Origin of the sequence: Streptomyces sp. NPDC001663, from assembly GCF_042893105.1 — a bacterium.
Lineage (GTDB): Bacteria > Actinomycetota > Actinomycetes > Streptomycetales > Streptomycetaceae > Streptomyces.
In genome coordinates, this window is sequence record NZ_JBIAUR010000001.1 from 14875 (window position 1) to 39873 (window position 24999).

The following is a 24999-nucleotide window of genomic DNA, read 5'->3' on the forward strand; positions in this document are numbered from 1 at the left end:
GGTTCCCTCACCAGGGGCCCCGGCCGTCCGTCGTCAGCAGCCGGTCGATCGTGGCGGGGTCCAGCGCCGGGTTCGCGGCGGCGTGGTGGGCCAGTTCCTCGTCGCCGAGGAGTTCCGCCAGCCGGGACGGCGGCAGGTTCGGATGGCGCGCGAACGCGGCCCGTACGTCCGGGTCCGGGTCCCGGGTGAGTCGCTCCACTGCGGCGGGCGCGGTGTCGGGGTCCCGTGCGGCCAGGGCGCGGACCTGCGGGTCCTCGTGGTCGGCGAACGCGGCCAGTTGGGCGGTCGGGAAGTCGGGCCGAGTGGTCAGGTGGTCCCGTTCGGGGCCGGTGTACTCCAGGAAGCTGCGCAGCAGCAGTGCCGGCGGGGCGTCCGGATGATTCTGGGCCAGCAGCACGCGTACGCCGAGGTCGTCGTCCTCGGCCAGGCGCGTGACGAGGTCCGGTGGCAGGTCGTGGTCCATCGCGGCCTCCCGGCGGAGCAGCGGGTGGCGGGAGAGAGCGTTCCTGCGCACGGCCTCGGACTGCGAGGGCTCGGCGGGCTTGGCGGGCACCACGGGTGTCGGGTGGTAGCCGAAGCGGCAGTCCATGGGGACCTCGTAGTCGATCCCGGCCCGTTCCTCCTCGCTCAGGGCGGGGTGGACCGACACGGCCAGGCGCACCCGCGGGTCGGGGTCCGCCGCGTGCGCACGTCGCTCGTCCGGTCCGAGGTCGGTGCGGTACGCGGCCGCCCTGCGCACGTCCGGGTGGGGATCGGCGACGAGGGCGTGGCGCTCGGTGGGCCCGAGATCCGTGCGGCGCGCGATCTCCTCCCGTACCTCGGGGTCCGGATCGGTGGCCAGGAGGATGACGACGTCGGGTGGGAGGCTGGGGTTGCGGGCGATCATCGCCTTGTCGTCCTTGCCGGCCGGAGCCGTGAGCACGCTGTCCACGACGGCTCGGCTCAGGGCCCGATGGAGCAGGACATCGGTGCGGGCATGGCACGAGTGAGCGGGCAGCACACTCTCCACCCAGGCCGGATCCTCGTAGCGCGCATGGTTCTGCGCCCGCTCCCGCACCGTCTCGTCGGGGTCCGCCAGCAGTGCGGCCCTGGTGTCCGCGGGCAGCTGCGCCCAGCCGTTGACGCCCCAGCAGCGGACTTTCGGCTGCGGGTGCTCGGGCAGGGACTCGATCAGCGCGGCCGACATCTGCTGGAAGATGCCGAGCGTGCCCAGGAGTTCGTCCTCGTAGGTGCAGATCATGCGGACGACGACGTCATCGGGCAACGGCCTCGGCCGGTACGGGTACTTGATGTCGGGTCCGATGGCGAGGTGCGCGCGCACGAACCACTCCGGGTCGTCCACCAGCCGCGCCCGCTGGGCCGGATCGACAAGGGCGTTGGCTGCGAAGAATCCGCGGGTGCGCGTGTCGGGATGCTCGATCACGGCATCGACTACGGCACCGGGCAGGTCCCGGTCCCGGCACAGCACCATCCGTACGGCGAGGGGGGCTTCCGCGAGCAGCCGCAGCAGGACGGCCTCCGGTGCGGACGGGTTGAGGGCGAGCCCGGCGAGCCGACGGGCGGGCAGGTCGGCGTCGGCCCAAATCTGCGCAGGCGTAAGCATGTTCGCGATACCCCCGTATCCCCGTATCCCCCGTGGGCGATCCCGGCCTCCACGGCCCCCTGATCCGCGAGCTTACGGGACCACTAAGGTGCCTGCGTGACTGCCTTTATCGATGAGAACGTCCCCGGCCGCTTCGGCCCCACCGCCACCACCGAGGCCGACCCACGCCAGGTCGGCAAGGTGCGCACCGAGTACTCCCCCGCGCACGACGGCGACCCGGACCCCGGCGAGATCGTGTGGACCTGGGTGCCCTTCGAGGAGAACGACGGCCGCGGCAAGGACCGCCCGGTCCTGGTCGTCGCCCGGGAAGCCGACGGCACCCTGCTCGCCGTGCAGCTGTCCAGCAAGCGGCACGACGGCGACCGGGAGTGGGTGGCGATCGGCAGCGGGCCCTGGGACCGGACGGGGCGCGACTCCTGGGTCGACGTGGACCGGGTGCTGCGGCTGCACGAGGAGGGCATGCGGCGGGAGGCGTGCGCGCTGGACCGGGGGCGGTTCAACCTGGTGCGGCAGCGGCTGCACGAGCGCTACGGCTGGACCTGAAGCCGCCGCACCCGTACTGCAGCGGTTGTCCGTGAGGACCGGCTGCTTCGCCGTCACGCCATGGTGAACAGGCCGACGCCCAGGGCGATCAGGGCGGCGACCTTGGCGAGTTCGAGGGCGACGTAGTAGAGGTGCTCGCGTGAGCGGGGCAGGTCCTCGCCTGCCAAGATCCGGTCCGAGCGGCGGTTCAGGCGCGGGCGCACGACGAGGAGCTGTGCCAGCAGCAGTACGGCCGCGGCGGCGACCGGTCCCACGACCCGGGCCGGTGGATCACCCGCGGCGACGGCGGCCACGACCGTGACGGCGAGGACGGCCTCGACGAGGTTCAGGGCGCGGAAGACCAGTCGGCCTATCCCCAGCCCGAGCGGGATGGTCACGCCGGGCGCGCGGAACTTCAGCGGCGCCTCCAGGAAAGAGATCGCCAGCACCATTCCGAGCCAGACGAAGGTGACCGCGACCGCTGCCGCGGCCCACGTGGGGTACATCAAGGGTGCCTTTCTGCCGTCGGCTCGGGTGTGGGCGCCAAGTGGGCCAGGCACGCATGGGGTTCGGCGAACGGTTCCAGGGCCGTCGCGGTCAGCGGGGCGCGCAGTTCGGCCAACGCGCCCTGCATCAGGGCGAGATGGAGCGGGCAGACCAACTGGCCGTATTCCTCGGCGAGTTCGAGGAAGGGGCAGTGGCGCAGACGGATCCGCGTCGGCACCGTGCCGCCCTGCGGTTCCGGGGCGAAGCCGAGTTCGTCCAGCAGTGCGACGAGTCGGGCGGCGGAGTCCTCGGGGGTCGACTGCTGGGACGGGGATGGCGGTTCGACGAGGGAACGGCCCCAGGCCCAGCCGGCCTCCACGGCGGCAGAGCGTGCTTCGGATCCGGTGGTTGCGAGCCGGCTGAGCAGCATCTGCGCGAGCAGTTGGTAGCTGCGGGTTCCGCTACGGTCCATGCCCGGCCGCGGGGCGTAAACGGTACGCGGACGTCCCGGTCCCGAGGGTTCCTGCACCTGCGGCTCGACGAGGCCCTCGCCGACCAGCGCGTCCAGATGGAACCGCACGGTGTTGGGGTGGACGCCGATGCGCTCGGCCGTCTCCGTGACGCCGAGCGGGGACGTGGCTGCACGCAGGACGTCCAGGACCTCGCGGCGGCGGGGGCTGGTGCGCGCGGTGGACATGTCTCCTCACCCACCCCTCTCCTCACCTGCAGCCATTTTCTCCAAATGATACCTGTAATAATTGAGCGGCAGGTCGAGCGAGGACGAAGAGCGTCGAGCGAGGACGAGGAGCGGAGGGCAGCCGATGACCGACGCCAGGACACACGTCGGCAAGGAGCCGGAGGAGGCGCCGACTCCGCGCATCCTGTGCGACGCCGACGCATTGAGCGCCGACCCGAGCGCGGCCGGAGTGCTGTGGAAGCTCACCGAGAGCGGACGCCAACTCGACGCCAATCTCGTCCGGCTGACGCCCGGCTGCCATGTCGCCCCGCACGCGGAACCGGACCTGGACGTACTCCTGCTCGTCGTCTCCGGCGAGGGCGTCCTCGGCGCCGGCCCGGGTGACGAGCCGCGGCCCCTCACCACGGGCACCCTGCTCTGGCTCCCCCACGGCTCCACCCGCAGCATCACCTCGGGCGGCGACGGCCTCGCCTATCTGACGGTCCACGTCCGCCGGCCCGGTATGCAGATCGGCCGCGCCCACTGACGGGACGATTTCGCCGGACGGGAACTCGGCCCGTCTCTCGTCCGTCTTCCTTAGTGAGTCCCCCGCGGCATCCCCCGTCTGCGGGGGCTCACCAGCTCCGGAGCCAGGAGTGTTCACCGTTTGAGGTGGCGGAGGGCCCAGCTTCGGTCGCCCGGTGTCGGCTCGGTCCGCCAACGAGCCCGTAGGACTCCGTCGTTGTCGGGCATGACAGCGGTGCACAGAGGAACACGTTCACCTGTATATACGGACAGGAGGGCGGCGGCTCGGGCGCAGCGTATCCGGGCGGTCAGCTCCGGGAATGCGGTCTCGTCGGCGATGGCGCTGTGGATGTGGCCGTCGTCGTCCTGCCAGACGCCTTCGACGAGGCCTTCCGCGGGGAGGACTTCCAGGACGGCGTCGATGTCGGAGGACAAGGGCGGCCATACGGCCAGACGGGCCCGGGGGGACAACCCGGCGCGAACCGTGTCGAGGGTGTCGCGGGTGAGGTGGTGCCATCGTGAGGCGCCCTCGACATACGTCTCCTCCAGAACTCCGGCGCTGCCGTCGGCGACTGCCCGGTGCAGGTCGGCCCAGAAGTCATCGTCGCCGGGGCGCTGGGCACCTTCCTCCTCGTCCTCGAAGCCGTACGGGGAGGCATCCAGGCGTTCAGGGAAGAGTCCGAGCTCGCGGGTCCGCGCCGGCGCCTGCCCACAAGGCCGACTGCTGCTGACGTACACGTACTGGTCCCATCCGACGTGCACCGCGAAGGTGCCCTCCGCCTCCAGCCGGCACCATGCGCCGCTGTCGCGCAGCATGAGCCGCACCAGTTCCAGCCCGAGATGGAGCGGCACCTCCGCTCCGTCGTGGAAGCCGGCAAGGCCCTGCGGAAAGGCACCGTCGAGCCCGAAGTCCTCCATCGGCCGCTCGGCGCCGAGGTGCGCGAGGGACGGGACCTGCGGTTCGCGGACGGACAGGCGGTCGATGCCGGCCTCCGCGGCGAACGCCTCGACCGCCAGCAGGTAGGCCGCCTCGATCTCGCCGTGATCGCTGACGGTGTCCTCGGTGCCTGTGTAGTGCCCGTGTTCATCACGGTCGGCGGGGTCGTACTTGGTGACGCGGTAGCCGTAGGGGAGCTGCACGTCTCTATCCTCCGGCACAGCCCTGGCGACCGCCCCGAGGAAGTGACACGCAAACCAGACCGCGAAGTTGAACCGCGCGGGCTGCGGCGCCGATGCCTGCGCACCGCCACCGCAGCCCGTTACAGCCCGCAGCCCGTCACAGCGTCGAGGTCGTCGCCTCCCCGGACGCGCTGCCCGCGAGCCACTGGTCCCAGCCCAGGTTGAAGTCGGCGTAGCCGTTGTCGGCCGGGGCCTTGGCGCGGGACGAGCCGGTGATGGTGATGGGGTCGCCCTGCTTGACCTGGCCGTAGAACCACTTGGCGTCCGACATGGACAGGTGGACGCAGCCGTGCGAGCCGCGGGCGCTGCCGCTGCCCGGGTTCGGGTCACCGGTCGAGTAGTGCACGTAGGTACCGGAGTAGGTCAGGTGGACGTCCCAGGGCAGCGTCAGGTCGTAGTAGTTGGCGCTGCCCTTGTCGCAGCTGATGCCGACGCTGCAGGAGGTCATGTGGACCTTCTCCTGCTTGTCGATGACGGCCATCGTGCCGTTCCACGTCGGATACTCGGCGCTGCCCGCGTTGATGGACAGGGTGCGCACCGCCGTGCCGTTCCGGGTCACCTTCATGGTGTGGCCGGTCACCGAGACGTCCGCGCGCACGTCGTCGCCGACCTTGAAGGTGTGCGTGTAACTGTGCACGCCGTAGCGTCCGTTGCCGTTGCTGACGCCCGTCATGTCGGCGTCGATCTTCACCGTGGTGCCGGAGGGCCAGTACGCCTTCGGGCGCCAGTCGGCGCGCTTGTCGCCGAACCAGTGCCAGGCGCCGGCCACCGGCTGCGAGGCGCTCACCTTCATGTGCTTCTCGACCGTGGCCCGTGCCTTGGCCGCCACCGGGTTCGTGAAGACCACCGAGATCGGCATGGCCACGCCGACCGTGGTTCCCGTCTGCGGGGTGATCGTCTCCAGCAGCATCGGCGGGCCCGCGGGCTTCTTCGGCGACGGAGAGGCGCTCGCACTCGGCTTTCCCGCCACCTTTGCGTCGTCCGCGCTCGCCTTGCCACTGCCGCCCACGCCGCAGGCGCTCGCGCCCACCAGCATCACACCCGTGACGAGTGCGATCCCTATGCTGCCCTTGCGCCGTCCCACAACCTGCCCCGCTCTCTCGCTCCTCGGCCCTGACGGGGCCCGACTCCATGTCAGATGGCGACAGCAGGGGTGGCAGTTGCATTCTTCGCGTAAAACGTGTCTCAAGACTCATTGCGCAGCGTCGGATCGGCTGTCGCACGCGACACGCCTGGGGCCCTCCACTCGGAGGGCCCCAGACGCGTTCAGTCGTGGACAACCGGCAGCCCCGGCGGGCGACTTAGCCCGCGGAACAGAGACCGTCGTTCGGGCAGAACATGACCCACGTGAAGTTGTAGCCGGTTCGCACGGTCACGGGATTCGGGTCGGGGCCCGCGTTGATGTAAGAACCCGGGTCGGGCGTGGCGGTGAAGGTGACCGTCGTTCCGACCGTGAAGCTCGCGGTGCAGGTGCCGGTCGGATTCGGGGCGGATGCGCCGGGCGCATACGGATCCCACGCCGACGTATGGCAGTTGATCCCGGCGGGCTGGCTGGTGATGGTTCCGCCGCCCCAGCCGTCGCTTACCCAAGCGGACAGCTGAGCGGTGGACTGAGCCTGAGCCGGAGCGACAGAGGCGATCGCGGCGGCCGTGGCGAGTGCGGTGACGACTCCCGTCGCGCGCCAGGCGCCGTTTCTGTTCTTGCGCATGGGAGGCTCCTCAGGATCGAACCATGTCGACCCCTCCGACCAGCCTATTCGCCCCTTCGGGGACCTGCTACGGGAGCGGGCCCCGATCGCCGGTGAGCAAGGGCGTCCTGACGGGGACGCCGCCCTACGGCTGCAGCTGCCGCTCCGGAAAGGCCCGTACGAACGCCCCGCGCACCGTGTTGCCCGTCGTGCGGTCCAGGATGCCGAACGTCACGTGCTCGAAGGTCCGGGCGAACCGGCCGTCCGGGCCGAGCAGCGCGCGGAAGGCGCCCGCCACCTGCGCCGGATCGTTCTGGAACACCCCGCATCCCCACGCGCCCAGCACCAGCCGCCGGTAGCCCTGGGCCGCCGCCGTCTCCAGCACCCGCTCGGCGCGGACGGCCAGGGCCCCCGGCAGCCCGGCGGCGCGCTCCGGCGTCGTACGCCTGACGACTCCCGCGTTCGGTGCCGGGGAGGTCAGGAAGCCCGCCAGGTACGGCTCGTCCAGCAGGCGGCCGCGGTCGTCGCGGAAGACGGGGACGGCCGGTGAGTGGATGACGCGGTCCGTGTAGAACGGGTCGCGGTGGGTGCGGTGGTGGTCGTAGAACTGCGGGGCCTCGATCAGGCATGTGTACAGCGCGGAGGCGCGGCACAGGGCCTCTTCCTGGGCCTGGGCGCCGTTGAGGTAGCCGCCGCCGGGGTTGCGGGCCGAGGCGAAGTTCAGCACGGCCACCTCGCCGCCCAGGCGGCGCGCCGCCTCCAGGCTGCTCTCGCCGGTGACCTCGAAGAACGTGTCGGCGGGCGGGACCGGCGGCACCGGTATCGGCTCCGGGCCGTACATCCGAGTGCTGGCCCGCGCGGCCGCCACGGCCGCCGCGATGGGCACCTCGCGTCCGTCGGGCGCGCTGTACGCGCCCGCCGCGACGATCTGCTCTGTCTGCTGTGCGATGCCACGCAGGCGCGCGCTCATGGCGCCACCCCCGTGTGCGCCATGCTCGCGCGCCGTGCGCGCTCCCCCGTCGTGCTCATGCACCGATCCTGGGCGATGCTGGACTTGCGGTGCAACAGAGTTTCCGCGTCCCCGAACGCCCAGGAAAGCCGCAGGAAAGGCCCAGAGAAACGCTCGGAACGAGGAGATTACCGAGCCGGAACGTACCGGTACGCACCCTTGTGCGATACGGCGGGAGGGTCTTGGGTGGGACGAGTGTTGCCGTCCGGGCACCTGACGGGCCAGGTCGACAACGCTGTCGAATCTCAGGAGGTTCCCGAAATGTCCGACACGCCGAGTGACTGTACGGCGCCTGACTGTACGGAGCCCCGCACCGCCTTCGCCGAAGCCGAGGTGGAGGCCCTGGTTCGGGGCATCTGTTTCAAGACCGGCCCGCCCCGCACCGTCGGGGTCGAAGTGGAATGGCTCGTCCACGAGCTGCGCATGCCGCAGCTTCCCGTTTCAACCGAACGACTCGAAGCGGCCTACGCCGCACTGCGGGCCGTCCCCCTGAGGTCGGCGCTCACCGTCGAACCCGGGGGCCAGCTGGAGCTGAGCTCGCCGCCCGCCGCCTCCTTGATGGAGTGCATCACCACCGTCTCCGCCGACCTCGACGCCGTCCGCTCGGTCCTCGCCGGGCACGACCTCGGCCTCGTGGGCCTCGGCCACGATCCCTGGCACCCGCCGCGCCGGTTCCTGCACGAGCCGCGCTATGACGCCATGGAGGCCTGTCTGGACCGCACGGGTCCGGCCGGCCGCCGCATGATGTGCACCTCGGCCTCCGTCCAGGTCTGCCTGGACGCCGGGTACGAGGAGCCGGGACCGCTCGGCCACGGGCGGCGCTGGTGGCTGGCGCACCAGCTGGGCGCGGTCCTGGTGGCCGCCTTCGCCAACTCCCCGCTGGCCGGAAGCGAGCCCACCGGCTGGCGCTCCACCCGGCAGCTGCTGTGGATGGAGATCGGGCCCGGCCGGGCGGGCGCGCCCGCGCTGGACGGCGACCCGCGCACGTCCTGGGCCCGGCACGTCCTGGACGCGCCGGTGATGTGCGTACGGCGCGACAGCGGGCCGTGGGACGTCCCGGAGGGGCTGACCTTCCGGGAGTGGACCCGGTCGGGGGTGCCGACGAAGGAGGACCTCGACTACCACATCACCACGCTGTTCCCGCCGGTCAGACCGCGCGGCCACCTGGAACTGCGGATGATCGACGCACAGCCGGGCGACGACGGATGGATCGTCCCGCTCGCCGTGGCGACGGCGCTCTTCGACGACCCGGAGGCCGCCGAGACCGCCTACCGCACCGTGAAGCCCCTGGCCGAGCGGTCCCTCGGGCTGCCGGCGCCGCACAATCCGCTGTGGCTCGACGCGGCCCGCTCCGGCCTGGCCGACGCCGAGCTGCAGGAGGCGGCCGTCGCGTGCTTCGTCACGGCGCTCGAGGCGCTGCCCAGGCTCGGCGCCACCACCCAGGTCACGGACGCCGTAGCGGCGTATCTGGACCGCTATGTCAGCCAGGGCCGCTGCCCCGCCGACGACCTGCTGGACCGGGTGCGCGACACCGACCTGCCCCGGTCCCGGCTCGGCTCGACCGGGGGGACCCCCATGCCGCACCGGAAGGACCTTCGCACATGACCGACCGCGCCATCGAGGAACCCATCGTCGACGCGGAAACGCTCCGGGAGCGGGCGCTGACCACCCTCACCACCGCCCGCGCCCGCACCACGCTGCTGACCAGCTGCGTCGAGGAGCCCGACCTGACCGCGCAGCACTCGCCGCTGATGTCGCCCCTGGTGTGGGACCTGGCGCACATCGGCAACCAGGAGGAGCTGTGGCTGCTGCGGGCCGTCGCCGGCCGGGAGGCGATGCGCCCCGAGATCGACGGCCTCTACGACGCCTTCGAGCACCCGCGCTCCGAGCGGCCCTCGCTGCCGCTGCTGCCGCCCGCCGAGGCCCGCACCTATGCGGCCGAGGTGCGCGGGCGGGTGATGGACCTGCTGGAGAGCGCCGACTTCCACGGCACGCGGCTGACCGAGGCGGGCTTCGCGTTCGGGATGATCGCCCAGCACGAACAGCAGCACGACGAAACGATGCTGATCACCCATCAGCTCCGCAAGGGCCCGCAGGCCCTGACCGCCCCCGACCCGGACCCGGTACCGCTGTTCACCGGACCGGCCGAAGTCCTGGTCCCCGGCGGCCCGTTCACCATGGGCACCTCCACCGAGCCCTGGTCGCTGGACAACGAACGCCCGGCGCACCGGCGCGAGGTGGCGCCGTACTACATCGACACCACCCCGGTGACGAACGCCGCCTACCAGGCGTTCATCGACGACGGCGGCTACGACAACGAACGCTGGTGGACGGCCGCCGGCTGGGCCCACATCCGCGAACACTCCATCCACGCCCCGCTGTTCTGGAAGCGCGACGGCAAGCAGTGGCTGCGCCGGCGCTTCGGCGTCACCGAGGTCGTGCCGCCGGACGAGCCGGTGCTGCACGTGTGCTGGTACGAGGCCGACGCCTACGCCCGCTGGGCCGGCCGGCGGCTGCCCACCGAGGCCGAGTGGGAGAAGGCCGCCCGCCACGACCCGGCGAGCGGACGCTCGATGCGCTATCCGTGGGGCGACGCGGACCCGGCGCCGGAGCACGCCAACCTGGGCCAGCGGCATCTGCGCCCGGCCCCGGCCGGCAGCTATCCGGAGGGCGAATCCCCGCTCGGCGTACGGCAGTTGATCGGCGACGTGTGGGAGTGGACGTCCAGCGACCTCGCGCCGTACCCGGGCTTCGAGGCCTTCCCGTACAAGGAGTACTCGGAGGTGTTCTTCGGGCCGGAGTACAAGGTGCTGCGCGGCGGTTCGTTCGCCGTGGACCCGGTGGCCTGCCGGGGGACGTTCCGCAACTGGGACTACCCGATCCGGCGGCAGATCTTCTCCGGGTTCCGCACCGCCCGGTCCGCGGGAGACGTCTGATGTGCCGTCACCTGGCGTACCTGGGGCCCGAGGAGCCGCTCGGCAGAGTCCTCGTGGAGCCCGCGCACGCCCTGTACCGCCAGTCGTGGGCGCCACGGCGGCAGCGGTACGGGACGGTCAACGCCGATGGTTTCGGGGTGGGTTGGTACGCCGAGGGCGACCCGGTGCCGGCCCGCTACCGCCGGGCCGGGCCGATCTGGGCGGACCTGTCCTTCGCCGACCTGGCCCGGGTCGTGCGCTCGGGCGCGGTCCTGGCCGCCGTACGCGATGCGACCCTGTCGGGTGCCGACGCGGAGGCCGCGGCGGCGCCGTATGCCGCCGGGGCCTGGCTGTTCAGCCACAACGGTGCCGTCAAGGGCTGGCCGGGCTCGCTCGCGCCCCTCGTGGCGGGCCTGCCCTCGGTCGACGTGCTGTCGCTCGAGGCCCGCAACGACTCGGCGCTCGTGTGGGCGCTGGTCCTGGCGCGGCTGCGGGCCGGCGACGACGAGGGACAGGCGCTGGCCGACACGGTCCTGGAGGTCGCCGAGGCGGCCCCCGGATCGCGGCTGAACCTGCTGCTCACCAACGGCGAGACGATCACCGCGACGACCTGGGGCGACACCCTCTGGTACCTGTTGCAGCCCGGCCGCAGCACGGTCGTGGCCTCCGAGCCCTACGACGACGACCCGCACTGGCAGGAGGTCCCCGACCGCACCCTGCTCGCGGCGAGCCGCACCGACGTGCTGCTCACCCCCCTCAAGGAGCCGAGCGAGACCTTGGCAACCGCACTGCCGAAGGAGCCCCGTACGTGAGTCCGTTCCTTCTCACCCGCACCCTGCCCGAGGACGCCACCGACGCCGCCCTGCGCGCCGACGTCCAGCAGGGCCTGACCGGCAACCCCAAGACCCTGCCGCCGAAGTGGTTCTACGACGCCCACGGCAGCGAACTGTTCGAGCGGATCACCGAGTTGCCCGAGTACTACCCGACGCGCGCCGAACGGGAGATCCTGATCGCCCGCTCCGGCGAGATCGCGGCGGCGACGGGTGCCCGCACCCTGATTGAGCTGGGCTCCGGCTCCTCGGAGAAGACCCGCCACCTCCTGGACGCCCTGACCGGCCTGCACACCTACATCCCGGTCGACGTCAGCGAGAGCGCGCTCACCCAGGCCGGGCACGCGCTCATCGCGGAGCGTCCCGGCCTCCACGTGCACGCCCTGATCGCCGACTTCACGGCCTCGTTGACTCTTCCGGAGACGCCGGGCCCCCGCCTGATCGCCTTCCTCGGCGGCACGATCGGCAATCTGCTGCCCGCCGAGCGGGCGGAGTTCTTCAAGGCGATCCGCACCCTCCTCTCCCCCGGTGACGCGCTGCTGCTCGGCACGGACCTGGTCAAGGACGAGAAGGTGCTGGTCGAGGCGTACGACGACGCGGCCGGCGTGACGGCGGCCTTCAACAAGAACGTCCTGGCCGTCGTCAACCGCGAGTTGGACGCCGACTTCGATCCCGGCGCCTTCGATCATGTGGCCCTGTGGGACACCGAGAACGAGTGGATCGAAATGCGGCTGCGCTCGCGCACGGCGCAGTCGGTGAAGATCCCCGCACTCGATCTGGCCGTCGACTTCACCGAGGGCGAGGAACTGCGCACCGAGATCTCGGCGAAGTTCCGCAAGGACGGCGTACGCGCCGAACTGTCCACGGCGGGGCTGGAGTTGGCCCACTGGTGGACGGACGGGGAGGGACGTTTCGCGCTCTCGCTGAGCGTGGCGCGCTGACCTCTGCAGCCGAGACCCGACCGCCGGGGACGGCGGTCGGGCCTGTCAGTCGGGCGTGCCGGACGGCTGCCGGTCAGGACACGTTGATGCGGGTCTCGTCGCCGAGGAGGTCCTCGGTGAAGGTCACGTACTTCGGCGTGAAGTTGCCCTTGCCGGTGACGGTGCCCGAGATGTTCTCGCCGGGGGCCAGGTCCACGGTGTCGATCTGCTTGTCGTCGACGGCCAGTTCGGCGGTGTGCTTGGTGCCCTTGCTGTCGGTGATGGTGAAGTACAGCGGGTTCACGCTCACCTTGTCGTCACCGTTGTTGGTGACGGTGACCAGCACGCTCGTGTAGTTGCTGCTGTCGGCGAGGATGCTCTTGGCGAAGGCCGTCTTCTTGGCGGTGAACTTCACCGGCGCCTGCGGCTTGGAGTCGCTCGACGTGCCGCTCGAGTCGTCACTCGACGTGTCGTCCGCGTCCTTCGCCGTGTCCTGCTTGGTACCGGCCGAGGCGCTGCTCTTGGCGCCGGTGGCCTTGTCGTCCGAATCGGAACCGCCGCCGAGGGCCGCACCGATGACGCCGAGCACGACGACCAGGGCGACGACACCGAGGCAGCCGAAGCCGAGGATCTTTCCGACGGGGGACTTCTTCGGCGGCTGCGGGGGCGGCGGACCCCAGCCCGGCTGCTGCGGATACTGCTGTTGCGGTGCGCCCCAGCCCGGTTGTTGCGGTGCTTGCCACCCCGGCTGCTGCGGGTACTGCTGACTCACTTGCGCCCCCCTGGCGGTGATTTAAGTGGAACGTGAATCTAATACATGTGAGGACCAAGTGAAGAATGTGAGTTCAAGTTGTGATCTCGGGCGACCCGTGCAAGCCCGGTCGTAATCCGCTTGACCTGGTCACGGGTCGACGCTGCACTGTGGCGGGACACCATGAGTCGTGGTGCGGGTATCACGGGGAGGCAGCGGCAGCGATGGAGATCCGTTCCACGACCGACCAGGACCTCGACGTCTTCGTCGACACCCTCCATGCCGCGTTCGGCCGCTTCCCGGAAACCCCGAGCGAGGACGGCGGCGGAGTCTGGTGGTCCGCGCTCGAAATGGACCGCAACCTGCTCGCCATGACGGTGGACGGCCGGCCCGTCGGCACCGCCGGTGCGTACTCCTTCGAGCTCACCCTGCCCGGCGAGATCCTCGCCCCGGCCGCCGGGGTGACCGCCGTCGGCGTCGTGCCCTCGCACCGACGCCAGGGCGTGCTCAGCGCGATGATGCGGCATCAGCTCACCGAGCTGCGCGCCCGAGGGGAGTTCCTCTCCGTACTGCTGGCCTCCGAGGCCCTGATCTACCGCAGGTTCGGCTACGGACCGGCGACCTACACGCAGCGGCTGACGGTGCCTCGCCACCGGGCCGCCCTCGCCCTCCCCCGCTCGCGGGGAACGGCCGACGCCCCGGCGACCGGTTCGGACACCGGCACCATCGAGGTGCTGCGGGGTGCCGAGTGCGGCGAGATCCTGGAAGAGGTCTACGACCGCTACCGCCGCGCCCAGCCCGGCGCACTGTCCCGACCGCACCGCTGGTGGACCTCGGGCGCGGGGCAGCCCCCGATCTCACCGGCGCCGCGTTACGTCGCCGTCCACCGGGACGCCGACGGCGTGCCGGACGGTTACGCCAGCTATTCGACCGGCGATCCCGACCACACCTTGACGGTCGACGAGACCATCGCCACCGACGACGCCGTCTTCACGGCGCTGGCCCGCTTCGTGCTCGAACACGACCTCGTCACTCAGGTCGTGTTCAAGCACTTCCCGCCCGGGCACCCGCTGCGCTGGCAGCTTGCGGACTTCCGCGCCGGCCAGGTGAGCGGCGACACCGACTGGCTCTGGGTGCGGCTGCTGGACATCCCGCGTGCGCTGACCGCGCGCGGCTGGTTCACGGACGGCGAGCTCGTCCTCGACGTAAACGACCCGTTCCTCGGCGAGCACGGCCGCTACCTGCTGACCGTCCGCGACAGCAAGGCCGACTGCGTCCCGACGGACCGGGAGCCCGACCTGTCCCTGGACGCGAGCGACCTGGGCTCCGTCTACCTCGGCGGCACCGCCCCGAGCACGCTGGTGCGTGCCGGGCACATCCGGGCCCACCGCCCGGGCGCGGCCGCCCTCGCCGACACCCTCTTCCGCGCCGAGCGCTCCCCGCACTGCCTGCACTGGTTCTGACCGGCGATCACGACCCGGTCGAGGCGGCACTTCGTCCGAGCGCAACGAGATCCGGCACACCATGCGTTGCCGACAGCCGGGTCCCATAACCTCGTGCAAGGAGACGTCGGATGCTTCGAGGAGGCGATGGTGCTCGAAAGGGGCACGCGGTTGCTCGCGGGCGCCATGATCGTGGCCTGCATGGTGCTCGTCGGCCCCAGCGTCCCGGGCGGCGCCCCCTTCGCCAGGTCACTGCCCGCCGATGCCGCCAAGGATGTCGTACCGAACCGGGTCATGACGTGGAACCTCTGCAACCCCTGCGAGGCGGGCAACGTCGACCGGGCAGCGGAGATCGCCACGTATGCGCCCCAGGTCATCGGCCTGCAAGAAGCGTGCGCGAGTGACGTCGAGAGGATCCGGGACTACCTACAGCGCCTTTACGGGCTGGTCTACCACGTCGAGTACGGGTCGGTTCTGCGGAATTGGGGCCGCTGCGGTGGAGCGCCGTGGAGTCCGGGAGGCTTCGGCCAGGCGATCCTCTCGGCGGCACCGATGACCGACCGCGTCAACGTGGAATACCCCGACGGCGGTTCCGAGGACCGCGGCTACATGGCGGTCACCACCACGGTGGGCGGTCAGCGAATCCGGGTCTTCAATACCCACCTCGCCCAACGACGCCAAGAAGCGGTTCGGGCAGACCAGACCCGCGTACTGGCCGCAGCCGTCGCCCGGCACGACCGCGCCATCGTCCTCGGCGACTTCAACGCCGTGCCGGACGCCCCCGAACTCGCCCGGATGTGGGCACTGGCCGCGGATGCAGACCCCCAGTGCCGTCCCTCGTCCGCCGGCACCTGCGAGCCGACCACCGACTGGTACAGCAGGTTCGACTACGTCTTCCTGCGAGGCATCGCCCCGCTCGAGCACCGCGTGCACCCCACCTCGTACTCGGATCACCACCAGCTGTACGCCGACCTGGACCCGGCGTAAGGGACATCCGTCGACTCGACGGTCCGGAAACTCTTCGAAACATTCGAGAGTTCGCATCCAGTCATGATCTAGGCAAATTCTCCTGTGGCAGATAACCGCTGTACATGGCTTCGAATGTTTCGCGATCAATGCCGAAACTATTGACGCTTGACGGGGACAGGCCAACACTGTTCGACCAATACCCGGCCTCGTACAGCGAGGAGGAACACCCGCATGAACGGCAATCCCGCACACCCGATGAACCGCAGGACCGCCTGCGGCATGCTGCTGGGTGCCGCGTCGGTGCTGGCGCTGCCCGGCACCGCCCGCGCCGCCACGGTCATCACCACGAACCAGACCGGCACCAACAACGGCTTCTACTACTCGTTCTGGACCGACGCGCAGGGCACGGTCTCCATGACCCTGGGCTCCGGCGGCAACTACAGCACCAGCTGGAGCAACACCGGCAACTTCGTCTGCGGCAAGGGCTGGAGCACCGGCGCCCGCAGGAACGTGACCTACTCGGGCAGCTTCAACCCGTCCGGCAACGGCTACCTGGCCCTCTACGGATGGACGTCCAACCCGCTCGTCGAGTACTACATCGTCGACAACTGGGGCACCTACCGGCCCACGGGGACGTACAAGGGCACCGTCACCAGCGACGGCGGTACGTACGACATCTACCTGACGACGCGGTACAACGCCCCGTCCGTCGAAGGCACCAAGACCTTCAACCAGTACTGGAGCGTGCGGCAGTCGAAACGGACCGGCGGAACCATCACCACCGGCAACCACTTCGACGCCTGGGCCCGCGCCGGGATGACCCTCGGCAGCTTCAAGTACTACATGATCCTCGCGACCGAGGGCTATCAGAGCAGCGGCAGCTCCAACATCACGGTGTCGGTATGAGCAGCCAACCAGGCTTCCCGTTACGCCCCTTGACGACGACCCTGGCCGCCGTCGCACTGGCCGCCGCGGGCACCCTCACCGTCCACGCCTCCCCCGCCCGGGCCGCCACCTGCAACGGCTACGTCGGACTCACCTTCGACGACGGCCCGTCCGGCAACACCACCGCCCTGCTGAACGCACTCAAGCAGAACGGGCTACGGGCCACGATGTTCAACGAGGGCCAGTACGCCGCCGCCTACCCCGCCCAGGTCAAGGCACAGGTCGCCGCCGGCATGTGGGTCGGCAACCACAGCTACACCCACGCGCACCTGCCCCAGCTCGGCCAGGCCCAGATCGACTCGGAGATCTCCCGGACCCAGCAGGCCGTCGCGGCCGCGGGCGGCGGCACACCGAAACTGTTCCGGCCGCCGTACGGCGAGACCAGCGCGACGGTGAAGGCGGTCGAGGCCAAGTACGGTCTGACCGAGATCCTCTGGAACGTCGACTCGCAGGACTGGAACGGCGCCGGCACCGACGCGATCGTGGCGGCCGCCGGCCGGCTCACCAGCGGCCAGGTCATCCTCATGCACGACTGGCCCGCCAACACCGTCGCCGCGATCCCGCGCATCGCGCAGGGGCTGGCCGCCCGCAATCTGTGCGCCGGCATGATCTCCCCGCAGACCGGCCGCGCGGTGGCTCCGACGGCATAGCGAATCCGTACAACTCGGCCGTCAGTCCAGGCGGTTGAGTTCCTCGGTGATGCGGTGGGAGGCGCGGCGGGCCTCGGTCGCCGGGTCGGCGCCCTCCAGCACCTTGGTCATGTACGGCTTGATCGGGTTGCCCTCCTCCACCGCGCCCCACTGCGCGGTGGAGGGGGTCGCCCGGCCCTGCGCGGCGCCGGCCGCCATGGCAGCGGCTCCCTCCTCGCCGGCGACGGCCCTGGCAAGGGACTTGGCGAGGGTCTTCTTGTTGGGAACGTAGTTCATGGTGCGGGCCAGTTCGGTGTCCCACTTGGCGCCGGTGAGCGCGGCGACGACGGCCACGGCGCCGTCGTGCTCGTCGGTGTTGTTCGGGATGACGAGGTCGGAGCCGCCGGTGAAGACGGCACCGGGCTTGGCGGCGGTCCTGCCGGGCACCGGGAAGAAGCCCAACTTGCCCTCCAGGTCCGGGTTCTGCTGCACGATCGTCCGGGCCAGCCCGGGCACCGCCACGACCTGCGCGACGTGCCCCTTGGCGAACACGCCTGCCTGCGGCGGGTGTTCCTCGTCGGAGCTGGTGGGTCCGTCGCCCAGTGACTGCAGACGGCGGTAGAAGTCCATGCCGCGCAGCGCGGCCGGGGTGGCCAGTGTGCCGCGCCAGCCGCCGTCGGCGTCGCTCGCGAGGTCGCCGCCCTCGTCCCAGATGAAGCCGGAGAGCGTGTACCAGTCCTGTCCGGCGAGGTAAATGCCCTGGTTTCCGCCCGAGTTGAGCTTCTCGGTGTCGGCGAGCCATTCGTCGCGGGTGCGGGGCGGGCGGGTGATGCCGGCCCGAGCGAAGAGGTCCTTGCGGTAGACGACGACGCGGTTGGCGGCGTACCAGGGGATGCCGTACTGGTGCGACAGCAGCTGGCCCGGCTCGGCCAGGCCCGGCAGCCAGTCCTCGCTCCCCCAGCGCAGCGCCGACTCCAGCGTCAGGTCGAGCAGCCGGTCGTCCTCCACGTACTGCGGGACCTGGGTGTTGCCGACCTCGATGACATCGGGCCCGTCGCCGCTGTCCGCGTCCAGTGCGGCCCGCACCTTCTCGCCGATGCCGGTCCACTGCTGGATGCGGATGTCGAGGCGGAGGTCGGAGTGCTCGCTCTCGAAGGACTTGGTGAACCGGCGCAGGAAGTCCTGCGAGGCGCTGTCCTTCATCAGCCACACGGTGACGGTGTGTCGGTCCGTCCCGCCCATGTGCGGCACGACTCCGCACGCGCTGAGCAGACAGACACAGATGCAGGCGCAGACGAGGGCGGGCAGGCGATGGCGTCTCACGAGGGGTCCTGTTCTGCCTGGCGGACAGGGCTGGGGGCCCGACGTGGGGGGACGAGCACGGGGCTCGTACGGGTGTGCCGGATTTTGGTATGGACCAATGCGAAGGGTCAAGGGCCACAGGGCGTCGGGGCGGACGTCTCGCGCTCCGCCGCAGCTTGGGGCACGGTGGAGTGACGCGTGACACAGGTGTCACGGCGGAGAGGAGCGCCCGCATGACGAACCACACGTACCGGGTCACGGAGATCGTCGGCAGCTCACCGGAGGGCGTCGACCAAGCCGTCCGCAACGGCATCGCCCGCGCCGCGCAGACCCTGCGGAACCTCGATTGGTTCGAGGTGACGCAGGTGCGCGGCCAGCTCGAGAACGGCCAGATCGCGTACTGGCAGGTGGGCCTGAAGGTGGGCTTCAGGCTGGAGGAGTCGGACTGACATCACGGCCTGCCCGGGAGCCGGCCGGGACCCCCCGGGTCCTCAGGTCCGCCCCTCCCGTTCCTGCGCCACCTTGAGCTCCGCGGACGGCGCCGTCCAGCGCGCCCGTACGACGGTGAAGCCGGCCCGTTCCGCGTCCTCGCACACCAACTCGTCGTCGTCCACGAAGACGCGGATGTCGCGGGTGCGGTCGAGGCGGCGCAGGATCTCCAGCTTGGTGCGGCGGGCGGGCCTGCGGTCGTCGTTGCGCCGCATGAACACCCGGCCCTCGGGCAGCCCCTGGGCGGCGAGCCAGTCGAGCGTGTCGGGCCGGCAGCGCTCGGGCCGCCCGGTCAGATAGACGACCTCGCACTCCTCGGCGCTCTTCAGCACCAGCGCGATGCCCTCCGGGATCGGCGGGTCGTCCGGCGCGGCGGCGAAGAACCCGTCCCAGTCCCGCGGTGCGCGCTCCAGGAAGCGCTGCCGGTGGGCCGTGTCGGCCAGGGTGTTGTCCAGGTCGAACACGGCGAGGGGGCGTTTGCTGCTGTCGGTCACCCGATCCACCCTAGTGCGGTGACCACGGCGGCCGTCGGCTTCCGTGAGCGAGGGTCGGTGCGGCTTGGCCCAGCCACTCCGACGACGCCCAGTTCGCCGTACCGGGGGATGGCTGCCGGCACCGGCGTGCCCTGTGGATGCCGTGCGTGGACGCCGTCGGCACGCCAGAGGGCTTGGCCCGAGTGCCCGCCGCCGTCCGCCCCGACCGCATCACTCCCGGCCGCGGCATACATCGGCGAGGAACGTGAGGAGGGCGGCGGTGAGTTCGGCCGGGGCGTCCTCCTGGACCAGGTGGCCGGCGCCGGGGACGGGTTCGAGGCGGGCGCCCGGGATGCGGGCCGCGAGCTCATCCCCCTTCGCCGGGGGGATCCAGGTGTCCTCCTGGCCCCAGCAGATCAGGGTGGGGATGCGGATCTCGCCGTAGCGCTCCTGGACTTCGTCGGTGTAGCGCTGGTCGGCCTGGGCGATCTGGCGGTAGAAGGCCGCCTGGCCGAGCTCGCCGAGCCAGGGCCGGACGAGCCGGTCGAGGACGGCGGGGTGCAGGCCGGGGCTGCTGGCCGAGCCGACGTACTCGCGCACCAAAGCCTCGTGCAGCGCGGGCGGCAGCTGCTCGAAGACCGCGGAGTGCGCGCCGACGAGCCGGAAGAACGGCGACCCCCACGGGGCCAGCGCGACCGGGTCGACGAGCGCGAGCGCACGGTAGCGGGCCCCGTGCAGCAGATGCGCGCGCAGGGATACGGCACCGCCGAAGTCGTGCGCCACCACCAGCGGTTCGGCCAGTCCCCAGTGCGCCAGCAGCTCGGTGAACACCCTGCCCTGCGCCGCCAGCGAGACATCCTGCCCGGCGAACATCTGCGACGCCCCATAGCCCGGCATGTCCCACACGAACACCTGATGGCGCCGCGTGAGCGACCGGGCGACGGCCCGCCAGACGTACGACGAGAAGGGCGTGCCGTGGCAGAGGACGACCGGATTCCGGCCGGGCTCCCCGAGGCTGTCCCAGCGGACCTCGCCGGAGGTGCTGCGGAAGGTCCTGGTCAGCGGCCAGTCACTCACTGCGGCTGCCCCTCTCGATGTCCGTGTGCCGTGTGCCGCACGCCCGGTCCACGACCACAGCGGTCAGGAGCGTCAACGGTGCCACAGCCGAGCCCACCAGGATCGCGAGGAGAAAACCGCCGGGCTGCGCCTGCCGGTCCGTCCCTGGCGGTGCCGCCGGTGGATCGAGCCGCAGCGACTTCGTCACGTGATGCCGGCGGAAGACCTCGAGCCACAGACCGAACCAGGACAGCAGCCATACGACTCCACTGGCCGGCTTCAGTCGCCGCACGGCCCGCACCTCCTTGCTGTCGGCCTCAGGCGCAGAACGGCCCCGGCGTGCTCCATGGCGTACGGCCGAAGACGTTGTCGTCGCCGATCGTGTTGCTGACGTCGGTGACCATCCGTGGACACGCTAGCCAACCGGCGACCTCCGGCGGGCAACCTTCGCGCCGCCCGCGACCACTGCTCAGCGACACGACGTGCAGGCGGAGGCGGGAGACCCCATGCGCAAGAGGAACGCGGCGATCTGGACGGCGGCGGTCGTGAGCGCGGCCATGGTGACGTCATTGGGCACGGCGGGCGAGGCCTCGGCCGCCGCGAAGACCCTGGTCGTGGCCACGAACGGGGACGACTCCGCGCCCGGTACGCTCGCCCGGCCCCTCAAGTCCATCCAGAAGGCAGTGGGATTGGCGGCCCCCGGCGACACCATCGCCGTACGCGGCGGGACATACGCGCTGACCGACAACATCACCATCACCACCTCGGGCACGGCGTCCCAGCCCATCACGCTCGGCGCCTACCAGGGCGAGCGGGTCGTGGTCGACGGCGAGCAACTGCCCGCCAGTCACACACCCGTTGGCGGCAGCATCCCGCGGGCCGAGCGCGGGGCGATCCACCAGGAGGCGTCGTACTGGCGGATCTCCGGCCTGGAGATCGTCAACGGGCCGTACGGCATCTACTGCGACGGCTGCAACGGCAACGTCTTCTCCCGCCTGTCCACGCACGACAACTACGAGTCCGGATTCCAGCTCCAGGGCGTCTCCAGCAACAACCAGATCCTGAACCTGGACAGTTACCTCAACCGCGACCCGCGCAAGAACGGCGAGAGCGCCGACGGTCTCGCCATCAAGGAGGGCAGCGGCACCAGCAACGTCGTGCGCGGTGCCCGGCTGTGGAACAACGTCGACGACGGCTTCGACGCCTGGAAGTTCACCTCGCCGATCCTGATCGAGAACACGGTGGCGTACGGCAACGGCTTCAACCGCTGGAACTTCCCGGACTTCGCGGGCGACGGCAACGGATTCAAGCTCGGCGGCGGGACGCCGGCCCCGGCGGTGGCCCACACGGTCCGGGGCAGCGTCGCTTTCAAGAACGCCGCGCACGGCTTCACCGACAACGGCAACGCCGGAGCACTCGCTCTGACCCGCGACTCCGCCTACGGCAATGCCGGCACCGGCTTCGACGCCGACGTCTCGGGCGGGACCGCCACGCTCAGCGCCGACCTGTCGGTCGCCGACGGGAAGGCCGTGGCCCGCGGCTCCGGGACAGTATCCAAGGGCAACTGGGATCTGGGCGGCACTTGGGATGCTTCGTCGGTTCTCAGTACGGACCCTGGCGCGCTCACGGGGCCGCGGGCCGCGGACGGTTCACTCCCGCCGGCGCCCGCCTTCCTGGTCCCGCGCAACGGCGCCGCGATCGGCGCCCGGTTCTGAAGCGCCTGCGACGTATTTGAGACAGCCTGACCGGAGAATTAGTCCGGACTATTCGTCGCGGGCTTGCTTTGTGCAGGCTGTGCGATAGCGCTTGCACACCGCGTGTGCGCGAATGAGCCATGTGTACACATCAATACGTCCTGGCGGTTGATTGTTCAAAGAGCACCCTGCAATACTCCGCTTCCCACCTCGCCCCCCACGTCCCCGACAAGGGCGAAGAATTCGAATACCAGGGAATTCGGATTCACGATCTCCCCACAGCCCGCACCCCACCAGCACATTCTGCACGGTGCATGGCATGAAGCGGCAAAGAAGGTGCTTTTGTGCCCGAACAATCAGCCTGGCCCTACGACTCGCCCCCGTATCCCATGGCGAACGACGAACAGTTGAAGCCTCCCCCGATATCCGACCACCCGGAATTTCACTCCCTGCGTCGCGCCCACCGCCGCTTCGGCACGCGCGCGACCCTCTGGTCGGTCGGCGGATTCCTGCTCTATGTGCTGTTGTCGAGTTTCGCCCCCGGTGTGATGAATCAGCCCCTGTTCGGCCATCTCACCGTCGGACTCGTTTTCGGTCTGGCTCAGTTCGTCGTGATGGGCGTGACGGCGTGGTGCTACCTCCGGCACATGCGCACCCGCGTCGACCCGCTCGCCCGCGGCCTGCGGGCCAAGCTCCATCAGCGCGAGGCCCACCACCAGCGCGAGGCCCAGCGGGCGAGGGGGCAGCGCGCGTGGTGAGCATTTCCGCAGCCGTCGTCGACCGCTTCAGCCTGCAGCTGACGTTCGTGCTGTTCCTGTCGGTGGTCGTGGTCACCCTGTTCATGGCCCTGCTGACCGCCCCGCACCGCGACGAGATCAGCGAGTTCTACCTCGGCAACCGCACCATGTCGCCGCTGCGCAACGGCCTGGCCATGTGCGGCGACTACCTCTCCGCGGCGACCCTGCTGGGCAGCACCGGACTCGTCGCCCTCACCGGGTACGACGGGCTGCTGTACCTGTCCGGGACCACCGTCGCCTGGATGATGGTGCTGCTGCTGATCGCCGAACCGCTGCACCGCGCAGGGAAGTTCACGCCGGGCGACATGCTCGCCCTGCGCCTGCCCCGGCTGCAGCGGCCGGTGCGGATCGCCCTGGCGGTGTGCACGCTGACCATCACCACCCTCTACCTGGTGGCCCAACTCGTCGGCAGCGTCGCCCTGTTGACCCAGTTCACCGGCGAACCCGGCGCCACCACACGGACGTTGTGCGTGGTCACCATCGGCACCGTCGTCATCGTCTACGCCTCCATCGGCGGCATGCCCGGCGCCACGGTCATCCAGATCATCAAGGCCGTGATGCTGGTGGCGGGCGTGTCGGTCACCGCGGTGATGGTGCTGCACCACTTCCACTGGAGCCCGGACGCCCTCCTGTCCGCGGCCGCCGACCGCAGCGGATACGGCACCCGCTTCCTCGAACCGGGCCTGCGCTACGGCGCCAGCACCACCAGCAAGCTGGACTTCCTCAGCCTCGAACTGGCCATCGTGCTGGGCCTGGCCGCCCTCCCGCACGTGTTGATGCGGCTGCTCGCCCCGCGCTCCGGCGGCGTGCTGCGCTCCTCCGTCGTCTGGGCCGTGAGCCTGGTCGGCCTGGTCTGCCTCGCGGCCGGCATCCTCGGCCTCGGCGCCACCGCGATCGTCGGCCGGGACACCATCGCCGGCACCGACCACAAGGGCGACGCCGCCGTGCTGCTCCTCGCCCACGCCCTGGGCGGCGGCATCCTGACCGCCCTGCTGTCCTGCCTGGCGTTCGTCACGCTGCTCGCCGTCGCGGCCGGGCTCACCCTCGCCGCGGCCACCTCCCTCGCCCACGACCTGTACGGCGAGGTGATCCGCAGGGGCCGGGCCAGCCAGACCGAGGAGCTGACCGTGGCCCGCCTGTCCGCGGTCGTCATCGGTGTCCTCGGCATCCTGCTCGCCCTCGTCTCCTGGGACGCCAACACCGCGACCCTGGCCTTCCTCGCCTTCGCCATCGCGGCCTCCGCGATCCTGCCGGCCCTCGTGTACAGCCTGTTCTGGCGGCGGTTCACCGGACAGGGCGCACTGCTCAGCCTCTGGGGCGGCCTGGTCTGCTCCGTACTGCTCGTGGTCTTCTCCCCCGTCGTCTCCTCCACCCCGGACTCGTTCTACCCGTCCGCCGACTTCGCCTGGTTCCCACTGCAGAACCCGGGCATCGTCTCCATCCCGGCGGGCTTCCTCCTGGGCTGGCTGGGCACAGTACTGAGCACCCGTCAGGAGAACGTCTCCCACGAGGAGTTCGAGGTAAGGATGCTCGTGGGCAGCGAGCGGTGAGACCACCCTCGGCACCCTCCGGCCCCGCAACACGGCGCGCACCACGACCCCCGTGCGCGCCATGATCGCCGTACACCGCATGCTTCTTGCATGTCATCTCGCACGATCATGATCGGCGCCGCCCGGCAGCGCCCCTGCACACTCGTCGTGTGCCGGGGCTGCTGCTGCGGCGATCCGCGCAAGCATCCGGGCACCGACCACGCCTGGCAGCTGGACCGCCTCCGCGCCGCGGCGGCCGAGTACGGCTTCCAGGTCCGTACGACCGACTGCCTGGGCCCCTGCGACCAGGCGAACGTCATCGTCGTCCAGCCGTCGGCAGAGGGGCGCCGGGCCGGCGGCCGGGCCACCTGGATCGGCTTCGCCATGGACGACGACTGCACCGAGGAGATCGTGACCTGGGCGGCGGCGGGCGGTCCGGGGCTCGCGGAGCCGCCGATCACACTGGAGCTGCAGTTCATCCGGCCACCTCGGGAGGCACGCGTCCGCAGCCGCCGCTGACGGCCCCCCAAGGACGACCAACCGTCAATTGTTAATGGGATCCATTTTCAT

General features: G+C 70.7%; 27 protein-coding genes. 15 read left to right on the top strand and 12 right to left on the bottom strand.

Translation table 11 applies throughout. The features are described 5' to 3' along the window. Positions 1 to 7: 7 nt before the first annotated feature. Positions 8 to 1603, bottom strand: a complete 1596-nt coding sequence (locus tag ACFY1L_RS00080) for a hypothetical protein (RefSeq protein WP_388815685.1) — start codon at positions 1601 to 1603, stop codon at positions 8 to 10. A 96-nt stretch (positions 1604 to 1699) separates the two neighbouring features. On the opposite strand from ACFY1L_RS00080, the gene ACFY1L_RS00085 reads away from it, so the two are divergent. Continuing rightward, complete coding sequence (locus ACFY1L_RS00085) at positions 1700 to 2146, top strand: type II toxin-antitoxin system PemK/MazF family toxin (protein ID WP_388815688.1); 447 nt, start codon at positions 1700 to 1702, stop codon at positions 2144 to 2146. Positions 2147 to 2199: 53 nt separating this feature from the next. Here the strand turns inward: ACFY1L_RS00085 and ACFY1L_RS00090 are convergent, their stop codons facing one another. Next, positions 2200 to 2631 carry a hypothetical protein gene (locus ACFY1L_RS00090; RefSeq protein ID WP_388815691.1) on the bottom strand — a complete coding sequence of 144 codons (432 nt, stop codon included), beginning with the start codon at positions 2629 to 2631 and terminating at the stop codon, positions 2200 to 2202. Then, positions 2631 to 3308 (bottom strand): helix-turn-helix transcriptional regulator, encoded by a 678-nt coding sequence (locus ACFY1L_RS00095; RefSeq protein ID WP_388815694.1) that lies wholly within the window; start codon positions 3306 to 3308, stop codon positions 2631 to 2633. The genes ACFY1L_RS00090 and ACFY1L_RS00095 overlap by 1 nt, the downstream gene beginning before the upstream one ends. Positions 3309 to 3432: 124 nt before the next feature. On the opposite strand from ACFY1L_RS00095, the gene ACFY1L_RS00100 reads away from it, so the two are divergent. Further along, positions 3433 to 3834, top strand: coding sequence for a hypothetical protein (locus ACFY1L_RS00100; protein WP_388815697.1), 402 nt, complete (start codon positions 3433 to 3435; stop codon positions 3832 to 3834). 113 nt (positions 3835 to 3947) lie between these two features. On the opposite strand, the gene ACFY1L_RS00105 is transcribed toward ACFY1L_RS00100, so the two are convergent. The 4 genes from ACFY1L_RS00105 to ACFY1L_RS00120 all read right to left on the bottom strand — a co-directional run bounded on the left by ACFY1L_RS00105 (position 3948) and on the right by ACFY1L_RS00120 (position 7649). Then, on the bottom strand, positions 3948 to 4952 hold the full coding sequence (locus ACFY1L_RS00105; protein WP_388815699.1) for an RNA-binding protein: 1005 nt from the start codon (positions 4950 to 4952) through the stop codon (positions 3948 to 3950). A 136-nt stretch (positions 4953 to 5088) separates the two neighbouring features. Then, complete coding sequence (locus tag ACFY1L_RS00110; protein WP_388818823.1) at positions 5089 to 6027, bottom strand: Ig-like domain-containing protein; 939 nt, start codon at positions 6025 to 6027, stop codon at positions 5089 to 5091. A 265-nt stretch (positions 6028 to 6292) separates the two neighbouring features. Next, positions 6293 to 6700: a hypothetical protein gene (locus ACFY1L_RS00115; protein ID WP_388815702.1), complete on the bottom strand. Its 408-nt coding sequence runs from the start codon at positions 6698 to 6700 to the stop codon at positions 6293 to 6295. A 124-nt stretch (positions 6701 to 6824) separates the two neighbouring features. Continuing rightward, positions 6825 to 7649: a TIGR02452 family protein gene (locus tag ACFY1L_RS00120; RefSeq protein WP_388815704.1), complete on the bottom strand. Its 825-nt coding sequence runs from the start codon at positions 7647 to 7649 to the stop codon at positions 6825 to 6827. Between the two features lie 300 nt (positions 7650 to 7949). Here ACFY1L_RS00120 and egtA point away from each other — a divergent pair, with 300 nt between their 5' ends. Genes egtA through egtD form a run of 4 tightly spaced genes read left to right on the top strand, consistent with a single transcriptional unit; the run spans position 7950 to position 12374 of the window. Then, positions 7950 to 9293 (top strand): ergothioneine biosynthesis glutamate--cysteine ligase EgtA, encoded by a 1344-nt coding sequence (gene egtA / locus ACFY1L_RS00125; RefSeq protein WP_388815707.1) that lies wholly within the window; start codon positions 7950 to 7952, stop codon positions 9291 to 9293. Next, complete coding sequence (gene egtB / locus ACFY1L_RS00130) at positions 9290 to 10624, top strand: ergothioneine biosynthesis protein EgtB (RefSeq protein ID WP_388815710.1); 1335 nt, start codon at positions 9290 to 9292, stop codon at positions 10622 to 10624. The genes egtA and egtB overlap by 4 nt, the downstream gene beginning before the upstream one ends. Next, positions 10624 to 11415, top strand: a complete 792-nt coding sequence (gene egtC, locus ACFY1L_RS00135) for an ergothioneine biosynthesis protein EgtC (protein WP_388815713.1) — start codon at positions 10624 to 10626, stop codon at positions 11413 to 11415. Before egtB ends, egtC begins: the two co-directional genes overlap by 1 nt. Continuing rightward, on the top strand, positions 11412 to 12374 hold the full coding sequence (egtD, locus tag ACFY1L_RS00140) for an L-histidine N(alpha)-methyltransferase (protein WP_388815716.1): 963 nt from the start codon (positions 11412 to 11414) through the stop codon (positions 12372 to 12374). Before egtC ends, egtD begins: the two co-directional genes overlap by 4 nt. Positions 12375 to 12447: 73 nt before the next feature. Here the strand turns inward: egtD and ACFY1L_RS00145 are convergent, their stop codons facing one another. Then, positions 12448 to 13125, bottom strand: a complete 678-nt coding sequence (locus tag ACFY1L_RS00145; protein ID WP_388815719.1) for a DUF4352 domain-containing protein — start codon at positions 13123 to 13125, stop codon at positions 12448 to 12450. 203 nt (positions 13126 to 13328) lie between these two features. Here ACFY1L_RS00145 and ACFY1L_RS00150 point away from each other — a divergent pair, with 203 nt between their 5' ends. The 4 genes from ACFY1L_RS00150 to ACFY1L_RS00165 all read left to right on the top strand — a co-directional run bounded on the left by ACFY1L_RS00150 (position 13329) and on the right by ACFY1L_RS00165 (position 17110). After that, positions 13329 to 14567: a GNAT family N-acetyltransferase gene (locus ACFY1L_RS00150; protein ID WP_388815722.1), complete on the top strand. Its 1239-nt coding sequence runs from the start codon at positions 13329 to 13331 to the stop codon at positions 14565 to 14567. A 126-nt stretch (positions 14568 to 14693) separates the two neighbouring features. Next, positions 14694 to 15533, top strand: coding sequence for an endonuclease/exonuclease/phosphatase family protein (locus tag ACFY1L_RS00155; protein WP_388815725.1), 840 nt, complete (start codon positions 14694 to 14696; stop codon positions 15531 to 15533). Positions 15534 to 15746: 213 nt separating this feature from the next. Then, a complete protein-coding gene (locus ACFY1L_RS00160) occupies positions 15747 to 16421 on the top strand; it encodes a glycoside hydrolase family 11 protein (protein ID WP_388815728.1) in 675 nt (224 codons plus the stop codon). Then, positions 16418 to 17110 carry a polysaccharide deacetylase family protein gene (locus tag ACFY1L_RS00165; RefSeq protein WP_388815731.1) on the top strand — a complete coding sequence of 231 codons (693 nt, stop codon included), beginning with the start codon at positions 16418 to 16420 and terminating at the stop codon, positions 17108 to 17110. The genes ACFY1L_RS00160 and ACFY1L_RS00165 overlap by 4 nt, the downstream gene beginning before the upstream one ends. 21 nt (positions 17111 to 17131) lie before the next feature. Here the strand turns inward: ACFY1L_RS00165 and ACFY1L_RS00170 are convergent, their stop codons facing one another. Next, positions 17132 to 18412 carry an extracellular solute-binding protein gene (locus ACFY1L_RS00170; protein WP_388815734.1) on the bottom strand — a complete coding sequence of 427 codons (1281 nt, stop codon included), beginning with the start codon at positions 18410 to 18412 and terminating at the stop codon, positions 17132 to 17134. Positions 18413 to 18624: 212 nt separating this feature from the next. Between ACFY1L_RS00170 and ACFY1L_RS00175 the strand changes: the two genes are divergently transcribed. Continuing rightward, positions 18625 to 18840 (top strand): dodecin, encoded by a 216-nt coding sequence (locus ACFY1L_RS00175; RefSeq protein WP_388815737.1) that lies wholly within the window; start codon positions 18625 to 18627, stop codon positions 18838 to 18840. A gap of 42 nt (positions 18841 to 18882) precedes the next feature. Here the strand turns inward: ACFY1L_RS00175 and ACFY1L_RS00180 are convergent, their stop codons facing one another. The 3 genes from ACFY1L_RS00180 to ACFY1L_RS00190 form a co-directional block, all read right to left on the bottom strand. Then, entirely contained in the window at positions 18883 to 19374 is a 492-nt protein-coding gene (locus ACFY1L_RS00180; protein WP_388815740.1) for a hypothetical protein, read from the bottom strand. Positions 19375 to 19584: 210 nt separating this feature from the next. Beyond that, positions 19585 to 20430 (bottom strand): alpha/beta fold hydrolase, encoded by an 846-nt coding sequence (locus ACFY1L_RS00185; protein WP_388815743.1) that lies wholly within the window; start codon positions 20428 to 20430, stop codon positions 19585 to 19587. Continuing rightward, complete coding sequence (locus ACFY1L_RS00190) at positions 20423 to 20701, bottom strand: hypothetical protein (protein ID WP_388815746.1); 279 nt, start codon at positions 20699 to 20701, stop codon at positions 20423 to 20425. The genes ACFY1L_RS00185 and ACFY1L_RS00190 overlap by 8 nt, the downstream gene beginning before the upstream one ends. Before the next feature lie 214 nt (positions 20702 to 20915). Here ACFY1L_RS00190 and ACFY1L_RS00195 point away from each other — a divergent pair, with 214 nt between their 5' ends. The 4 genes from ACFY1L_RS00195 to ACFY1L_RS00210 all read left to right on the top strand — a co-directional run bounded on the left by ACFY1L_RS00195 (position 20916) and on the right by ACFY1L_RS00210 (position 24948). Continuing rightward, positions 20916 to 22124: a right-handed parallel beta-helix repeat-containing protein gene (locus tag ACFY1L_RS00195; protein WP_388815749.1), complete on the top strand. Its 1209-nt coding sequence runs from the start codon at positions 20916 to 20918 to the stop codon at positions 22122 to 22124. 323 nt (positions 22125 to 22447) lie between these two features. Beyond that, the gene (locus tag ACFY1L_RS00200) at positions 22448 to 22861 is read left to right on the top strand and encodes a DUF485 domain-containing protein (RefSeq protein WP_388815752.1); all 414 of its coding nucleotides are present in this window, start codon (positions 22448 to 22450) and stop codon (positions 22859 to 22861) included. Further along, positions 22858 to 24450 carry a cation acetate symporter gene (locus ACFY1L_RS00205; RefSeq protein ID WP_388815755.1) on the top strand — a complete coding sequence of 531 codons (1593 nt, stop codon included), beginning with the start codon at positions 22858 to 22860 and terminating at the stop codon, positions 24448 to 24450. Before ACFY1L_RS00200 ends, ACFY1L_RS00205 begins: the two co-directional genes overlap by 4 nt. A gap of 90 nt (positions 24451 to 24540) precedes the next feature. After that, a complete protein-coding gene (locus ACFY1L_RS00210; RefSeq protein ID WP_388815758.1) occupies positions 24541 to 24948 on the top strand; it encodes a (2Fe-2S) ferredoxin domain-containing protein in 408 nt (135 codons plus the stop codon). Positions 24949 to 24999: the final 51 nt, after the last annotated feature.

What these genes read in the sequence shown, in the direction of transcription:
- ACFY1L_RS00210 (WP_388815758.1), top strand. Translation starts at nt 24,541, where the DNA reads ATGTCATCTCGCACGATCATGATCGGCGCCGCCCGGCAGCGCCCCTGC.
- egtA (WP_388815707.1), top strand. Translation starts at nt 7,950, where the DNA reads ATGTCCGACACGCCGAGTGACTGTACGGCGCCTGACTGTACGGAGCCC.
- ACFY1L_RS00080 (WP_388815685.1), bottom strand. Translation starts at nt 1,603, where the DNA reads ATGCTTACGCCTGCGCAGATTTGGGCCGACGCCGACCTGCCCGCCCGT.
- ACFY1L_RS00110 (WP_388818823.1), bottom strand. Translation starts at nt 6,027, where the DNA reads ATGCTGGTGGGCGCGAGCGCCTGCGGCGTGGGCGGCAGTGGCAAGGCG.
- egtC (WP_388815713.1), top strand. Translation starts at nt 10,624, where the DNA reads ATGTGCCGTCACCTGGCGTACCTGGGGCCCGAGGAGCCGCTCGGCAGA.
- ACFY1L_RS00195 (WP_388815749.1), top strand. Translation starts at nt 20,916, where the DNA reads ATGCGCAAGAGGAACGCGGCGATCTGGACGGCGGCGGTCGTGAGCGCG.
- ACFY1L_RS00175 (WP_388815737.1), top strand. Translation starts at nt 18,625, where the DNA reads ATGACGAACCACACGTACCGGGTCACGGAGATCGTCGGCAGCTCACCG.
- ACFY1L_RS00160 (WP_388815728.1), top strand. Translation starts at nt 15,747, where the DNA reads ATGAACGGCAATCCCGCACACCCGATGAACCGCAGGACCGCCTGCGGC.
- ACFY1L_RS00115 (WP_388815702.1), bottom strand. Translation starts at nt 6,700, where the DNA reads ATGCGCAAGAACAGAAACGGCGCCTGGCGCGCGACGGGAGTCGTCACC.
- ACFY1L_RS00090 (WP_388815691.1), bottom strand. Translation starts at nt 2,631, where the DNA reads ATGTACCCCACGTGGGCCGCGGCAGCGGTCGCGGTCACCTTCGTCTGG.
- ACFY1L_RS00100 (WP_388815697.1), top strand. Translation starts at nt 3,433, where the DNA reads ATGACCGACGCCAGGACACACGTCGGCAAGGAGCCGGAGGAGGCGCCG.
- egtB (WP_388815710.1), top strand. Translation starts at nt 9,290, where the DNA reads ATGACCGACCGCGCCATCGAGGAACCCATCGTCGACGCGGAAACGCTC.
- ACFY1L_RS00150 (WP_388815722.1), top strand. Translation starts at nt 13,329, where the DNA reads ATGGAGATCCGTTCCACGACCGACCAGGACCTCGACGTCTTCGTCGAC.
- ACFY1L_RS00155 (WP_388815725.1), top strand. Translation starts at nt 14,694, where the DNA reads ATGGTGCTCGAAAGGGGCACGCGGTTGCTCGCGGGCGCCATGATCGTG.
- ACFY1L_RS00095 (WP_388815694.1), bottom strand. Translation starts at nt 3,308, where the DNA reads ATGTCCACCGCGCGCACCAGCCCCCGCCGCCGCGAGGTCCTGGACGTC.
- ACFY1L_RS00120 (WP_388815704.1), bottom strand. Translation starts at nt 7,649, where the DNA reads ATGAGCGCGCGCCTGCGTGGCATCGCACAGCAGACAGAGCAGATCGTC.
- ACFY1L_RS00165 (WP_388815731.1), top strand. Translation starts at nt 16,418, where the DNA reads ATGAGCAGCCAACCAGGCTTCCCGTTACGCCCCTTGACGACGACCCTG.